This is a genomic window from Streptomyces cinnabarinus (genome assembly GCF_027270315.1).
GTDB classification, from domain to species: Bacteria; Actinomycetota; Actinomycetes; order Streptomycetales; family Streptomycetaceae; genus Streptomyces; species Streptomyces cinnabarinus.
Genome location: NZ_CP114413.1, coordinates 1,526,907 through 1,541,072, shown reverse-complemented (window position 1 = coordinate 1,541,072; position 14,166 = coordinate 1,526,907). Strand labels below are relative to the sequence as shown.

At 71.7% G+C, this 14,166-nt stretch carries 17 protein-coding genes; 11 read left to right on the top strand and 6 right to left on the bottom strand.

Annotated elements, in window-relative coordinates; genetic code table 11:
- The first annotated feature begins 4 nt into the window (after positions 1-4).
- On the top strand, positions 5-1,009 hold the full coding sequence (locus tag STRCI_RS06900) for an EamA family transporter (protein ID WP_269657967.1): 1,005 nt from the start codon (positions 5-7) through the stop codon (positions 1,007-1,009).
- A 14-nt stretch (positions 1,010-1,023) separates the two neighbouring features.
- Here the strand turns inward: STRCI_RS06900 and STRCI_RS06895 are convergent, their stop codons facing one another.
- The gene (locus STRCI_RS06895) at positions 1,024-1,701 is read right to left on the bottom strand and encodes a pyridoxamine 5'-phosphate oxidase family protein (protein ID WP_269657966.1); all 678 of its coding nucleotides are present in this window, start codon (positions 1,699-1,701) and stop codon (positions 1,024-1,026) included.
- A gap of 35 nt (positions 1,702-1,736) precedes the next feature.
- Here STRCI_RS06895 and STRCI_RS06890 point away from each other — a divergent pair, with 35 nt between their 5' ends.
- Positions 1,737-3,068: an aminotransferase class I/II-fold pyridoxal phosphate-dependent enzyme gene (locus STRCI_RS06890; RefSeq protein WP_269657965.1), complete on the top strand. Its 1,332-nt coding sequence runs from the start codon at positions 1,737-1,739 to the stop codon at positions 3,066-3,068.
- A 141-nt stretch (positions 3,069-3,209) separates the two neighbouring features.
- Here the strand turns inward: STRCI_RS06890 and STRCI_RS06885 are convergent, their stop codons facing one another.
- The gene (locus STRCI_RS06885) at positions 3,210-4,160 is read right to left on the bottom strand and encodes a DMT family transporter (RefSeq protein WP_269657964.1); all 951 of its coding nucleotides are present in this window, start codon (positions 4,158-4,160) and stop codon (positions 3,210-3,212) included.
- A 74-nt stretch (positions 4,161-4,234) separates the two neighbouring features.
- Between STRCI_RS06885 and STRCI_RS06880 the strand changes: the two genes are divergently transcribed.
- Positions 4,235-5,158 carry a LysR family transcriptional regulator gene (locus tag STRCI_RS06880; RefSeq protein ID WP_269657962.1) on the top strand — a complete coding sequence of 308 codons (924 nt, stop codon included), beginning with the start codon at positions 4,235-4,237 and terminating at the stop codon, positions 5,156-5,158.
- Here the strand turns inward: STRCI_RS06880 and STRCI_RS06875 are convergent.
- The gene (locus STRCI_RS06875; protein WP_269657961.1) at positions 5,136-5,603 is read right to left on the bottom strand and encodes a pyridoxamine 5'-phosphate oxidase family protein; all 468 of its coding nucleotides are present in this window, start codon (positions 5,601-5,603) and stop codon (positions 5,136-5,138) included. The two genes, STRCI_RS06880 and STRCI_RS06875, sit on opposite strands and share 23 nt — an antisense overlap.
- Positions 5,604-5,739: 136 nt before the next feature.
- On the opposite strand from STRCI_RS06875, the gene STRCI_RS06870 reads away from it, so the two are divergent.
- Entirely contained in the window at positions 5,740-6,390 is a 651-nt protein-coding gene (locus tag STRCI_RS06870) for a cysteine hydrolase family protein (RefSeq protein ID WP_269657960.1), read from the top strand.
- Here the strand turns inward: STRCI_RS06870 and STRCI_RS06865 are convergent.
- Positions 6,377-6,829: a Rieske (2Fe-2S) protein gene (locus STRCI_RS06865; RefSeq protein WP_269657959.1), complete on the bottom strand. Its 453-nt coding sequence runs from the start codon at positions 6,827-6,829 to the stop codon at positions 6,377-6,379. The genes STRCI_RS06870 and STRCI_RS06865 overlap by 14 nt on opposite strands.
- Positions 6,830-6,917: 88 nt before the next feature.
- Between STRCI_RS06865 and STRCI_RS06860 the strand changes: the two genes are divergently transcribed.
- On the top strand, positions 6,918-7,673 hold the full coding sequence (locus STRCI_RS06860; RefSeq protein ID WP_269657958.1) for a HipA family kinase: 756 nt from the start codon (positions 6,918-6,920) through the stop codon (positions 7,671-7,673).
- A complete protein-coding gene (locus tag STRCI_RS06855) occupies positions 7,670-8,086 on the top strand; it encodes a DUF3037 domain-containing protein (protein ID WP_269657957.1) in 417 nt (138 codons plus the stop codon). Before STRCI_RS06860 ends, STRCI_RS06855 begins: the two co-directional genes overlap by 4 nt.
- A 1-nt stretch (position 8,087) precedes the next feature.
- Here the strand turns inward: STRCI_RS06855 and STRCI_RS06850 are convergent, their stop codons facing one another.
- A complete protein-coding gene (locus STRCI_RS06850) occupies positions 8,088-8,546 on the bottom strand; it encodes an excalibur calcium-binding domain-containing protein (protein ID WP_269657956.1) in 459 nt (152 codons plus the stop codon).
- A 272-nt stretch (positions 8,547-8,818) separates the two neighbouring features.
- Here STRCI_RS06850 and fabG point away from each other — a divergent pair, with 272 nt between their 5' ends.
- The 5 genes from fabG to STRCI_RS06825 all read left to right on the top strand — a co-directional run bounded on the left by fabG (position 8,819) and on the right by STRCI_RS06825 (position 13,647).
- A complete protein-coding gene (fabG, locus tag STRCI_RS06845; RefSeq protein WP_269657955.1) occupies positions 8,819-9,580 on the top strand; it encodes a 3-oxoacyl-ACP reductase FabG in 762 nt (253 codons plus the stop codon).
- A 12-nt stretch (positions 9,581-9,592) separates the two neighbouring features.
- Positions 9,593-10,351: an SDR family oxidoreductase gene (locus STRCI_RS06840; protein WP_269657954.1), complete on the top strand. Its 759-nt coding sequence runs from the start codon at positions 9,593-9,595 to the stop codon at positions 10,349-10,351.
- 220 nt (positions 10,352-10,571) lie between these two features.
- Entirely contained in the window at positions 10,572-12,155 is a 1,584-nt protein-coding gene (locus STRCI_RS06835) for an ABC transporter substrate-binding protein (protein ID WP_269657953.1), read from the top strand.
- Between the two features lie 106 nt (positions 12,156-12,261).
- Positions 12,262-12,945, top strand: coding sequence for a uracil-DNA glycosylase (gene ung, locus STRCI_RS06830; RefSeq protein ID WP_269657952.1), 684 nt, complete (start codon positions 12,262-12,264; stop codon positions 12,943-12,945).
- Between the two features lie 186 nt (positions 12,946-13,131).
- Positions 13,132-13,647 carry a hypothetical protein gene (locus tag STRCI_RS06825; RefSeq protein ID WP_269664500.1) on the top strand — a complete coding sequence of 172 codons (516 nt, stop codon included), beginning with the start codon at positions 13,132-13,134 and terminating at the stop codon, positions 13,645-13,647.
- A gap of 21 nt (positions 13,648-13,668) precedes the next feature.
- Here the strand turns inward: STRCI_RS06825 and STRCI_RS06820 are convergent, their stop codons facing one another.
- Positions 13,669-14,136, bottom strand: coding sequence for a hypothetical protein (locus STRCI_RS06820; protein ID WP_269657951.1), 468 nt, complete (start codon positions 14,134-14,136; stop codon positions 13,669-13,671).
- Between the last annotated feature and the right edge of the window lie 30 nt (positions 14,137-14,166).

Sequence of the window (14,166 nt, the reverse complement as noted above, 5' to 3'; positions counted from 1 at the left end):
TCATGTGCCGGTGCGTACGTCAGAGAGCAGTCAGGGCAGTCGCGGCAAGGGGATGGGGCTCGGCCTCGCCCTCGCCTCGGCGCTCGCCTTCGGGGGATCCGGTGTCGCGGCCAAGCCGCTGATCGAGGCGGGGCTCGACCCGCTGCACGTGGTGTGGCTGAGGGTGGCCGGAGCGGCGCTGGTGATGCTGCCGCTCGCCGTGCGCCACCGGGACCTGGTGCGCCGCCGCCCCGCGCTGCTCGCCGGGTTCGGACTGCTCGGCGTGGCCGGTGTGCAGGCCTTCTACTTCGCCTCCATCTCCCGGATCCCGGTCGGCGTCGCGCTCCTCGTGGAGTACCTCGCGCCCGCGCTGGTACTGGGCTGGGTGCGGTTCGTGCAGCGGCGCCCGGTGACCCGGGCCGCCGCGCTCGGAGTGGTCCTCGCGGTGGGCGGGCTGGCCTGTGTCGTCGAGGTGTGGGCGGGCCTCAGCTTCGACGCCCTCGGCCTGCTCCTCGCACTCGGCGCCGCCTGCTGCCAGGTCGGCTACTTCGTCCTGTCCGACCAGGGCACCGACTCGGCCGACGAGGCCCCGGACCCGCTCGGCGTCATCGCCTACGGCCTCCTGGTCGGCGCCGCCGTGCTGACCGTCGTGTCCCGCCCCTGGTCGATGGAGTGGTCCGTCCTCGCGGACGGCGCGGACATGAACGGCACCCCGGTCGCGGCCGCGCTGCTGCTCTCCTGGATCGTGCTGATCGCCACCGTCGTCGCCTACGTCACCGGCGTGGTCTCGGTGCGCCGGCTCTCCCCGCAGGTCGCGGGCGTCGTCGCCTGTCTGGAAGCGGTCATCGCGACCGTGCTCGCCTGGATCCTGCTCGGCGAGCACCTCTCCGCCCCGCAGATCATCGGCGGCGCGGTCGTCCTGCTCGGCGCCTTCATCGCCCAGTCCTCGGCCCCGAGCAAGGGTTCCCCGGAACCGGTCGCGGGCGGCGGCGCCGAGCGGGAGCCGGCGGCTCGGAGCACCGTCGCATAAGGCCTGGGACACGGTCACCCGAGGTAGGCGGGAAGCTCCGTGCCGGGCGCCAGGTCCGGGTCGTCGAGCGGGGTCTCGTAGCCCTTGCGCAGCGGGACCACTCCGGCCCAGTGCGGGAGGGCGAGGTCCTCGGGCTCGTCGTTCACACCGCCCGTGCGGAGCTTCGCGGAGACCTCGTTCAGGTCGAGGCGGATGACGGCGGTGGCGGCCAGCTCCTTCTTGTTGGCGGGCCGGGAGTCCGCCGAGCGGCCCGGGACCACATGGTCGACCAGCGCGTCCAGGGCGAGGCGCTTCTCCTCCGGGTCCGTCACCTGGTGGGCGACGCCGTGCACCACCACGGACCGGTAGTTGATCGAGTGGTGGAACGCCGAACGGGCCAGGATCAGCGCGTCCACGTGCGTGACGGTGAGGCACACCTCCAGCCCCGGGTCGGCCTGCCCCGTCATCCGCAGCGGGCGCGAGCCCGTCGAGCCATGCACGTAGAGCCGGTCACCGACCCGCCCGAACAGTGTCGGCAGCACCACCGGCGAACCGTCCCGGACGAAGCCGAGATGGCAGACATAGGCCTCGTCGAGTATCGAGTGCACCAGCTCCTTGTCGTACGACGCCCGCTCGGCGGAGCGGGTGGGAACCGTGCGGTCGGTCGGCGTGTAGGCGGCGGGTTCCGATGTCGGCTGCTGCGTCCCCTGCATTGCGGTCTCCATTGCACTAGTGCATAATCTGGTTTGTGCTAGGAGAATATCGGATCACGGGTCGGCGCGCAGCAGAGATTGCGGCCGGCATCGAGGCCGCGGTCGGTTCCGGAGCCCTGGAGCCGGGGCAACTGCTGCCGCCGATGCGGGAGTTGGCAATCGAGCTGGGGGTGAATCCCAATACCGTCGCGGCGGCTTATCGCACCCTGCGGGAGCGTGGGGTCATCGAGACCGCCGGTCGCCGGGGGAGCCGGGTGCGCCCCAAACCGGCCACCACCGCCCGTGAGTACGTCCGCACGGACGTCCCCGCCGGGGTGCGGGACCTGGCGAACGGCAACCCGGATCCGGCGCTGCTGCCCCCGCTCGGCCCGGCGTTCGCGGCGGCGACGGAACGGGGCGACCGCGACCCCGTGCTGTACGGCGACGAGCCCGTGGATCCCGAGCTGGCGCGCCTCGCGCGGGCGCAACTGGACGCCGACGGGGTTCCGGAAGGGCCGCTGGCCGTCACCTCCGGCTCGCTGGACGCCATCGAGCGCGTCCTGGCTGCGCATCTGCGGCCGGGGGACACCGTCGCCGTCGAGGACCCGGGCTGGCGCAGCGCCCTCGACCTCGTCCCGGCGCTCGGGCTGCGCGTCGCACCCGTGGGTGTCGACGACGACGGGCCGCTCCCGGACGATGTGCGCCGGGTGCTCGGCGCCGGGGCCCGCGCCCTGATCGTCACCGACCGCGCCCAGAACCCGACCGGCGCCGCGGTGAGCGCGACACGCGCGCGTGCGCTGCGTTCCGTGCTCCGGGAGCACCCGCGGACCCTGCTCATCGAGGACGACCACGGCCACGCGATCGTCGACGTCCCGCTGAGCCCGCTGGCCGGCACCACCGATCACTGGGCCTTCGTCCGCTCCGCCGCCAAGGCGTACGGCCCCGATCTGCGCCTCGCGGTGCTCACCGGCGACGCCGTCACCGTGGACCGGGTGCGCGGCCGCCAGCGCCTCGGGCCCGGCTGGGTCAGCCTGATGCTCCAGCGGGCCGTGGCCCGGCTGTGGGCGGACGGCGCGATCGACCCGAAGGCGGTGGCGGCACGGTACGGCGGCCGCCGGGATCTGCTGATCGACGCGCTCGCCGAACGAGGCGTCACCGCGCGGGGCCGCACCGGCATGAACGTCTGGGTGCCCGTGCCGGACGAGACGGGTGCCGTCTCACGTCTCCTGCACGCGGGCTGGGCCGTCGCCCCCGGCGCCCGCTTCCGCCTGGACTCCGGTCCCGGGATGCGCGTCACGGTCTCGACCCTGACGGAGGCGGAGACCGGGCCCCTGGCCGACGCCATCGCCTCCGCTGTACGCCCCGCTCCGGACCGCAGCGGGGTCTAGGGCGCCGCCTTGGCCGTACACCGGGATTCGGACCGTTGCGGAGTTCAGGGGCTGTTTCAGTCGTACGCCTGGCTCCGGGCCGCAGCGGGGTGAGGGGCGCGCCGCCTTCGGCCGTACGCCCTGCTCCCGACCGCAGCGCGACTAGGAGGCTGCCTCGGCGCGCTCCCGCGCGGGGCGCTCGGCCTCGACGGCCGTCTCTCCCCGCTCGCGCGGGCGTATCTGGGTCAGCGCCGCCCCCGCCAGGACGATCAGCGCACCGACCGGTGTCGACCAGGTCAGCGACTCGCCGAGCAGGGCGACGCCCGCCGCCGTGGCGATGACCGGGATGAAGTACGTGACCATCTGGGCGGTCGTCGGGCCGACTTCGGCGACGAGTCCGTACTGGAGCAGCACCGCGAAGCCGGTGCCGAGGGCGCCGAGGGCCGCGACCGCGAGCAGGGGGAGCAGCGGGAAGTCGGTCGGGGCGGTGGTGAACAGCGGGGTGACGACGGCCAGTTGCCCGGTGGCGAGCAGCAACTGGGCGCCGGTCAGCGACAGGTTCGAGGAGCCCGCCCCGGCCAGGGTGCGCCGGACGTAGATCCAGCCGATCGGGTAGCAGAGCGAGGCCAGCAGGGCCATGCCGGTGCCGCGCGCGTCCATGCCCGCGAAGCCCTGCCAGGCGCCGAGCACCGTCAGGACGCCGAGGAAGCCGACGCCGAGGCCCGCGACCCGGAGCCGGGTGGGCCGGTCCTCGGAGAGGGCGACCAGGGACAGGGCCATGCCCCACAGCGGGGAGGTGGCGTTGCAGATGCCCGCGAGCGTCGAGGGGATCGTCAGCTCCGCGTAGGCGAACAGCGAGAACGGCAGCGCGTTCAGCAGCAGCGCGGCGACTGTCAGATGCCCCCAGGTGCGCGCCCCGCGCGGGAGCCTCTCCCGGCGTACCGTCATGGCGACGGCGAGCACCGCCGTACCGAACAGCAGCCGGCCGAAGGTGACCTGGAACGGGGCGTAGCCGTCGGTGCCCACCTTGATGAGCAGGAAACTGAAGCCCCAGATCAGGGAGAGGGCGGCGAAGCGCAGTCGCCAGTCGAGCAGCGAGCGGGAGCGGGTCATGGGAACAGGGTGCGGCATGGCAATCTCGTAGCACAAGCGAGAATTCGCGAGCCTTATCTCGTAGCATTGCTTACATGTTGAACCTGGAGCGCCTGCGCACCCTCGACGCCCTCGCCCGGCACGGCTCGGTCAGCGGTGCGGCCGAAGGGCTGCACATCACCACCTCCGCCGTCTCGCAGCAGATGTCCAAGCTGGAGCGGGAGGTCGGCCAGCAGCTGCTCGCCAAGAACGGCCGGGGCGTGCGGCTCACCGACGCCGGACGGCTGCTCGCGGAGCACGCGGCACGGATCCTGTCCCAGGTCGAGCTGGCCCAGTCCGATCTGGAGGCGCAGCGCGGGCAGGTCGCGGGCGAGCTGAGACTGGCGGCCTTCCCGACGGCCGCGCGCGGCCTCTTCCCGGTCGCCCTCGCCGCGCTGCGCGCCGAGCACCCGGCGCTGCGGCTGCGCTCCTGCGAGCTGGAACCGGAGAACGGCGTCGCCGGAGTGGTCCGCGGCGATCTCGACCTGGCCGTGGTGCTCGACTGGTACAACAAGCCGATGCCGCTCCCGGACGGACTGGTCAAGGCGCCGATCCTGGACGACCCCGCCGATGTGGCGATGCCCGTCGGCCATCGCTTCGCGGGCCGCGAGGAGGTGGACCTCGCCGACTTCGCCGAGGACGAGTGGATCACCTGGGGCCAGGGCGAGTTCTGTCACGAGTGGCTGATGTTCACCCTGCGCTCCAAGGGCATCGAGCCGATCGTCGGCCACCGCGCGGCCGAGACCCACACCCAACTCGGCCTGGTCGCCGCCGGGCTCGGCGTCTGCGTGGTCCCGCTGCTCGGCCGCAACCCCATGCCCGAGGGAGTCGTCGCGGTGCCGCTGCGGCAGCGGGTGCGGCGGCACGTGTACGTGATCTGGCGGGCGGACGCGGACCGGCGTCCGTCGATCAGGGCGGCGGTCAAGGCGCTGCGGGCGGCGGGGGAACGGATCGGGGCTAGCTCGACCCCAGCTTTCTGAAGTCCCAGGACACCGTCTTCGTCGGTGTCAGCCGCATCCACGCGTGGCGGCCGTCGTGCGGCATCTCCTCCAGGCCGAAGTTCTTCCGCGCGAACAGCGTCTCGATCGCGTCGAGTTCGGCGCGCAGTTCGCCGGTGCGGGGGATCTCGCCCACGAACTCCACCGTCCCGGACAGCTCCGCGCCGCGCAGCTCGTCGTACTCCTCGCCCGTGTCGATCACCACGGCGACCCGCGGGTCGCGGCGCAGCTGGGTCCAGCGCCTGCTGCGCACCACCGAGTACAGCCACAGCGAGGTGCCGTCCCAGGCGAACCACAGGGTGCTCACATGCGGGGCGCCCTCCGCCGACACCGTGGCGACCCGGCACGTGCGCTGGGTGTACAGGAACTCGTCCAGTTCGCCCGGCGTCATCATGATCTTCCGGCCCCGGCGCTGAGTGACCGTCATGCGTCCCCCTCGTTCTCCCACGTCGTGCCAGAGGAGATCCTCTGACATCACGTCAGAAAAGGATGGGCCGTCTTCCGTCCGAACGCAATGGTGGCTATCGTCGCCCGCCCCAGACCGTCGGCGACAAGGGGGAACCGTGCCGTCGTACGACCAGCTCAGCGAACTCCTGGACCCCGCGGGCACCGTCCTGCTCACCGTCGAGTGCCAGCAGGGGGTGGTGGGACCGGACAGCGCACTGCCCGCACTTGCCGAGGAGGCCCGCTCCTCCGGCGCCCTCGCCAATGTGGCCCGGCTGGTGGCCGGCGCCCACGCCCACGGGCTCCAGGTGATCCACGCGATCGCCGAGCGCCGCCCCGACGGCCGCGGCGCCAATCGCAACGCCCGGCTGTTCCGCGCCGCCGGACGGCTGCCCGTGCAGCAGCTGTCCGGAACCACCGCGGTCCGGCTCGCCGCCCCGATCGAGGTCCATGAGGAGGACTTCGTCGTACGGCGGCTGCACGGCCTGTCGCCGATCCAGGGCACCGACGTCGACGCCCTGCTGCGCAACCTGGGCTGCCGCACGCTGGTGGTGACCGGGGTCTCGGCCAATGTGGCGATCCCCAACGCCGTGTTCGACGCGGTCAACCGGGGCTACACGGCCGTGGTGCCCACCGACGCGATCGCCGGGGTGCCCGCCGAATACACCCCCGCGATGATCCGGCACACCCTCTCCCTGGTCGCCACGCTCGCGACCACCGACGAGGTGCTGGCCGCCCTCAGGCGTGACCGGCGGCTCAGGCCAGTGTGATCGAGTCCCCCTCCACCTTGACCTCCCGGGCGGGCAGCGGCTGGGTGGCGGGCCCCTTCTGCACACTGCCGTCCTCGATGGAGAACCTGCTGTTGTGGCACGGGCAGGTGATCGCGCCGTCCGCGACGCCGGTCACCGGGCAGCCCTGGTGGGTGCACTCGTACGAGAACGCCTTGAAGGTGCCCGCGGTCGGCTGGGTGACCACGACCTTGTGGTCGTTGAGGATCTTGCCCCCGCCCTCCGGGATGTCCGAGGTCTTCGCCACGGCCGTTCCGCCGGCCCCGGCCGCCGCCGCTCCGGACGACCCGGTCGACTCGGACGGCTCCTCGTCCTCCGAACCGCACGCGTTCAGCGCGAAGGTGAGCCCCACGGCACCGACCGCCGCCACGACGGTACGGCGGCTCGGGGTCGTGACGGGGTGGAGCGGTTCGCTGGTCATGCCGGTCTTCCCTTCCACGGGGGTAGCCTTGCGCCCTCAGGTACGGGCGACGCGGGTTTCCCGTTCAGAGCGCCAGTAACCTGGGGCGATGCTCAAGGAAGTGATCGCGACCCGCTTCATCACGCCGTTGCGCGAGGGCGGCTCGCTGCCGGGGCTCGTGGAGGCCGACGACTTCGGGACGTACGTCCTGAAGTTCCGCGGCGCCGGACAGGGCCGCAAGACGCTGGTCGCCGAGGTGGTGTGCGGGGAACTCGCCCGCCGGCTGGGATTCCGGATGCCCCGGCTGGTCACGGTCGAGCTCGATCCGGTGCTGGGTCTCGGCGAACCCGAGCAGCAGGTGCAGGAGCTGCTCAGGGCCAGCGGGGGGACCAACCTGGGCATGGACTTCCTGTCCGGCGCGCTCGGCTTCGACCCGCTGGCGTTCACGGTGAGCCCCGAGGAGGCCGGGCGGATCCTCTGGTTCGACGCGCTCGTCAACAACGTCGACCGCTCCTGGCGCAACCCCAACCTGCTGATGTGGCGGGGGGAGTTGTGGCTCATCGACCACGGCGCGACCATGATCTGGCACCACAACTGGCCCGGCGCGGAGGCGTCTTCGGCGCGCCCCTACGACGCCTCGGACCACGCGCTGACGCCCTTCGGGCCCGATCTGGCAGCGGCGGCAGCGGAGTTGGCCCCCCTCGTCACCGAGGACCTGCTGACGGAAGTCACGGCGGAGATCCCGGACGCCTGGCTCACCGACGAACCGGGCTTCGACACCCCGGACGACCTCCGCCGCGCCTACGCCCGCCCGCTGCTGGCCCGCGCCGCCGTCATCCACGAGCGAATCGAGGGAACCCAGTGAGCGACGACCGCCACTTCATCAAGGGAGGCCCGAGCGAGCGCGAGGTCTTCGAGTACGCCGTCCTGCGGGTCGTCCCCCGGATCGAGCGCGGCGAGTGCATCAACGCCGGGGTACTGGTCTACTCCCGCGCCAGGTCCTACGTCGGCGTCCGCACCCACCTCGACGAGCCCCGCCTGCTGGCCCTGGACCCCGAGGCGGACGTGGCCGGAGTCCGCGCGGCACTCGGGGCGGTGGAACGCGTCTGTTCCGGCGGCCGGGCGGCGGGCCAGGCGGCCCTCGACGACGCGGGCCGCCGCTTCCGCTGGCTCATCGCCCCCCGCTCCACGATCGTCCAGCCGGGCCCGCTCCACACCGGCCTCACCACCGACCCCACCGCGGAACCGGATCGCCTCCTGGACCTGCTGGTGCGCTGACTCAGCCGCGCCGCCGCCTGACGACGTAGCCGGCCGCGACGGCACCGCCGGTGACCAGGGCGAACCCCGCTCCGACCGCCCAGCCGCCGATCCTCGCGTCCGTCGAACCGCCCAGCCCACCGCGGACGCCGAGCGTCGGGGTGACGGTGGCAGCGGGCGTGAGCGTGGGCGTGGGAGTGGGGGTGGGGGTGACGGCGAGGGTGGGGGTCAGGGTGACGGGCGGGACGGTGCTGACGGCGGTGCCGAGCCGGGGGAGCGCCTCGCAGGCGATGCCGTCGTCCGGGCCCTGATCCTCGTCGAGTCGGTGCGGATCACTGGGGTCGCGGTCGAATTCGGCCTGCGCTTCCTCCTGGGTGCTGAAGTCCCGGCAGTCCAGGTCCTGTGCGTGTGCGATGTCGGCCAGCGGCACGATCGCGGACATGGCGATCAAGATGCCGGCGGCCCCGGTGCGACGGCGCATGGTGCGCCTCCCTTCCGAGCCACGGACGGCCCTCGGCCGACGCTAGGGGCGACCTGGCGCGGGGACGCGCGGAGCGGGGCCGAACGGGTGCTCCTGGCGGCAGTGGGTGCGCGAGGATGGCGGAAGAGCTCAGGTAATGGATCACATGGGGCCGGGCTGCCGTTGACACCGGGTGCCAGGGCTTCTAGCGTCACGTCTGCTGAAGGTACTAAGCGGTCGCTCACCGAAGAGTCGGTCGCTGAGCCGCACCCCAAGGGCGAGGAGAAGCAGCCATGTCCACCACTGACCAGCGGGTCGCCGTAGTCACCGGCGCAGCGCGCGGAATCGGTGCCGCCACCGCCGTACGGCTGGCCGCCGAGGGCCACGCGGTGGCCGTCATCGACCTCGACGAGGGCGCCTGCAAGGACACCGTGGAGAAGATCACCGCGGAGGGCGGCAAGGCCCTCGCGGTCGGCTGCGACGTCTCCGACGAGGCGCAGGTCGAGGCCGCCATCGCGCGGATCGCCCAGGAGCTCGGCGCGCCGACCATCCTGGTCAACAACGCGGGCGTGCTGCGCGACAACCTGCTGTTCAAGATGAGCGCGTCCGACTGGGACACGGTCCTGAACGTCCACCTGCGCGGCGCCTTCCTGATGTCGAAGGCCTGCCAGAAGCACATGGTGGACGCCAAGTTCGGCCGGATCGTCAACCTCTCCTCGTCGTCCGCCCTCGGCAACCGCGGCCAGGTCAACTACTCCGCCGCCAAGGCCGGTATGCAGGGCTTCACCAAGACCCTCGCCATCGAACTCGGCAAGTTCGGCATCACCGCCAACGCCGTCGCCCCCGGCTTCATCGCCACCGACATGACCGCGGCCACCGCCGAGCGCGTCGGCATGGGCTTCGACGACTTCAAGGCCGCCGCCGCCACCCAGATCCCGGTCCAGCGCGTCGGCTACCCCGAGGACATCGCCAACGCCATCGCCTTCTTCACGGGCGAGGCGGCCGGCTTTGTCTCCGGCCAGGTGCTGTACGTCGCCGGCGGACCGCTCGACTAGGAGATCACGCACATGACATCGGTGGAACTCTCCGGCAAGGTCGCCCTGATCACGGGCGCCAGCCGCGGTATCGGATACGGCGTCGCCGAGGCGCTCGTCGCGCGCGGCGACCGGGTCGCCATCACGGGCCGCAACGAGGACGCCCTCAAGGAGGCCGTCGAGCAGCTCGGCTCCGACCGCGCGATCTACATCGCCGGCAAGGCGCACGACGAGGAGCACCAGGCCGTCGCCGTCCAGCGCGCCATGGAGGCCTTCGGCCGCGTCGACTTCCTGGTCAACAACGCCGGTACCAACCCGGTGTTCGGGCCGATCGCCGACCTGGACCTGGATGTCGCCCGCAAGGTGTTCGAGACCAATGTGATCTCGGCGCTGGGCTTCGCGCAGAAGACCTGGCACGCCTGGCAGAAGGACAACGGCGGCGCGATCGTCAACATCGCCTCCGTCGCGGGCATCGCGCCCTCGCCCTTCATCGCCGCCTACGGCGTCAGCAAGGCAGCGATGATCAACCTCACGCAGCAGCTCGCGCACGAGTTCGCGCCCAAGGTGCGGGTCAACGCCATCGCCCCGGCCGTGGTGAAGACCAAGTTCGCCCAGGCGCTGTACGAGGGCCGGGAAGCGGAGGCGGCCGCCTCCTACCCGCTGGCCCGCCTCGGCGTGCCCTCCGACATCGGCGGCGCCGCGGCCTTCCTCACCTCGGAGCAGTCCGACTGGGTCACCGGTCAGACCCTCGTCGTGGACGGCGGCATCTTCCTCAACGCCGGCGTCGGCTGACCGTCGTACGGCCGGATCGGGCCCGTGTCTCCCTGGTGGAGACGCGGGCCCGACTGTGTACAGAGCCGGGCGGAACGTCCAAACCGAATACGTTCACAGAGCGCTGACAACGTAGTCAAAGGTTTATCGATCAAGAACCGTTGTGAGACACCGGTTCAACCGGCGAAGCTCTGCGGTATGGTCTGCCGACCCTTGGTATGGCAGATCGAGGAGCGTGCGCGTGTTCAACCGGAACCGATGCCTGCGGCAGGTGGCGGCCATCGCGTCCATATCGTCCCTGTTGGCGGGATGCGGAATGCTCTCGTCGGACTCCTCCGGCGAGGAGGGGCCGATCGTCGTGGGGACGACCAGTGCGCCCAGCACTCTGGACCCCGCCGCGTCCTGGGACAGCTCCTGGGAACTGTTCCGCAACATCTACCAGACGTTGCTCAGTTACCCCGCGGGCGCGAGCAAGCCCGAGCCGGACGCGGCCGAGAAGTGCGAGTTCACCGACGCCTCGAACACGGCCTACCACTGCGAGCTGCGCGAGGGCCTGAAGTTCTCCAACGGCGGCACGCTGGACGCGCAGGCCGTCAAGTACTCGATCGACCGGATCCGGGACATCAACGTCAACGGCGGTCCCGCCGGTCTGCTGGGCAGCCTCGACCGGGTCCAGGCGCTGGGCGAGAACGAGGTGGTCTTCCACCTCAACAAGCCCGACGCCACCTTCCCGTTCGTGCTGGCCACGCCCGCGATGTCGATCGTCGACCCGGACAGCTACCCGGCCGACAAGCTGCGCGAGGACGGCAAGGTCGTCGGCTCCGGGCCGTACAACCTGGATTCGTACCAGGACGGCGACAAGGCCGAGCTGGTCCGCAACGACAGCTACGACGGGTACGCGGAGGTCAAGAACGACGCCGTGACCATCCGCTACTTCCAGGACTCGAGCAAGATGGTCGGCGCGCTGCGCGAGCACGAGCTCGACGTCGCCTTCCGCGGTCTGGCCGCCGACGACATCCTCGACCTCCAGACCCATGAGGCGCAGAAGACCTTCCAGGTCGTGGAGAGCGTCAGCACCTCCATCAGCTACCTGGTCTTCAACCCCAAGGACTCCTGGGCCGCGAAGCCCGCCGTCCGCAAGGCGATCGCCCAGGTCCTGGACCGCCCCGCCATCGCGCACAAGGTCTACAAGGACACCGTGGAGCCGCTGTACTCCATGGTCCCCAAGGGCCTGACCGGCCACACCACGGGCTTCTTCGACGACTACGGCCAGCCCAGCACCTCCAAGGCCCGCCAGATCCTCTCCGAGGCCGGCATCACCGAACCGGTGCCGCTCGAGTTCTGGTACACCACGGACCGCTACGGCTCGGAGACCAAGGCGGAGTTCGAGGAGATCAAGAAGCAGCTGGACGCGTCCGGGCTGTTCGAGATCACCCTCAAGAGCCGCCCCTGGAAGACCTACGTCACGGGCTACCAGGAGGGCGAGTACCCGGTGTTCGGCCGCGGCTGGTCCCCCGACTTCCCCGACGCCGACAACTTCATCGCGCCCTTCGTCGGCGACAAGAACGCCCTCGGTACGCCGTACCCGGCACCCGAGATCACCGGCGAACTGCTGCCCCGCTCCCGGCAGGAGAGCGACCGCGCCGCCGTGGAGAAGGAGTTCGAGGAGGCCCAGAAGATCCTCGTCGAGGACGCGCGTCTGCTGCCGCTGTGGCAGGGGCGCCAGTACGTGGCCGCCAACAACGACATCTCCGGCGCGGAGCGGGCGCTGGACCCGTCGACGATCATGACGATGGGGTCGCTGTACCGCAAGACCAGCTGGTAGCGGGCCGGATGGGGCGGACTCGGGGTGCGTTGTCAGTGGTCGCCGGTAGGTTCTGTGGTCAGGAAGCGACGCACGTCGTAGTGACCGCACACCGAAGGAAGTTGACGTGACCGACATCGCCATGCTGCCCGAGTCCTGGCGCGGGGTTCTGGGCGACGAACTTCAGCAGCCCTACTTCAAGGAGCTGATGGAGTTCGTCGAGGAGGAGCGAGCGAAGGGTCCCGTCTACCCTCCGCGCGAGGAGGTCTTCGCGGCGCTGGACGCGACGCCCTTCGACCGGGTGAGGGTCCTGGTCCTCGGCCAGGACCCGTACCACGGCGAGGGGCAGGGCCACGGTCTGTGCTTCTCGGTGCGGCCCGGGGTGAAGACCCCGCCCTCCCTGCGCAACATCTACAAGGAGATGCAGCAGGAGCTGGAGCTGCCGGTCCCGGACAACGGCTATCTGATGCCGTGGGCCCAGCAGGGCGTCCTGCTGCTCAACGCGGTCCTCACCGTGCGCTCCGGTGAGGCCAACTCCCACAAGGGCAAGGGCTGGGAGAAGTTCACCGACGCCGTGATCCGCGCGGTCGCCGACCGGCCCGACCCGGCGGTGTTCGTGCTGTGGGGCAACTACGCGCAGAAGAAGCTCCCGCTGATCGACGAGACCCGGCACGTCGTGGTCAAGGGCGCGCACCCCTCGCCGCTGTCGGCGAAGAAGTTCTTCGGCTCCCGTCCCTTCACACAGATCAACGAGGCGGTCGCGGCACAGGGCCACGAGCCGATCGACTGGCGGCTGCCGAACCTGGGCTGACCTGGAGCGGGGCCGGCCGCGCGGTCGGCCCCGCCTCGCCGGGATCGCCGGTGCCTGCGGTTAGCGTCGGGGGCGACAAGAGCCTGGGTCACCTCCCTGGTCGGATCAGCGTGCGTGCCAGACGCCGCGCGCCCGGCCGGGGAGGTGACCCAGGCTCTAGGCGCCGGTGAGGGTGTGGAGGACGCGGTGGCGGAGCGACAGGAGCGGACGGCACCGGATGCCGTGCTGACACGCATCGGGCAGGTCGTGATGCTGCATCACGCGGGGGACCGCGAGGAGGCCCGGCACCGCCTCCTGGACCTGTGGGCCGAGATCGGCGAGATCGGCCACCCGCTGCACCGCTGCACCCTCGCCCACTACCTGGCCGACACCCAGGACGAGCCCGCCGACGAACTCGCCTGGGACCTGCGGGCGCTGACGGCGGCGGAGGAGCTGACCGACGACCGCCTCGCCGAGTGCGACGGGGCGCCCGCGATCCGGGCGCTGTATCCCTCGCTGCATCTGAACCTCGCCGCCGACTATGTGAAGCTCGGCCGCTCGGAGGCGGCCCGGAGCCATCTGCGCCGGGCCCGCACGGCGGCTCGGGAGCTCGCCGAGGACAGCTACGGCGACGGCGTACGGGCGGCGATCAGTCGACTGGAGCTGCGGCTGGGGGAGGGGGACGCCTTCGGCGACTGGGGGCCGCCGGGACAGCGGCCCTGACGGCCCGGCGGGCGCCTGCTGTCAGCGGCCGTACGTCCGCTCGCAGATCCGTGCCTCGGGGCTGTCCTTGCGCCAGCCGCCGTACCTCTTGCCCAGGCCGCAGACGTCGGTGTTCTCGCGCACCGATTCCGCGATGTCCGGGATGTCGACCCGGGGGCGCTGCGGAGCCGGCCGCTCGGCTCGCGGGGCCGCCGGGCGAGGGCTGTTCGGAGGGGGTGCCTGCGCGGCGGGGGCCGCCGGCGCCGGGGGCGTCCGGCTGGGGCGCCGGGTCGTCGACGGCCGGGGTTCCGGGCGGCGGGTCGGACCGATGAGTTCCAGCGCCTCCAGGGCCGGTGCCTGCACGATCTGCGGCTGCGGGCGGGCCGCGGACGGCTGGGCGGGCGCCGGTCCCGGCGCCGAGGCGGGCGGGCGCTGGACCGTCACACAGCCCGAGAGGGCCGAGACGGCCACGGTGACCAGGAGCGCTGCGGTGGTCGTCGTTCGATGCATCTGCGCAACTCTGGTGGCTGCGGGCCGCGT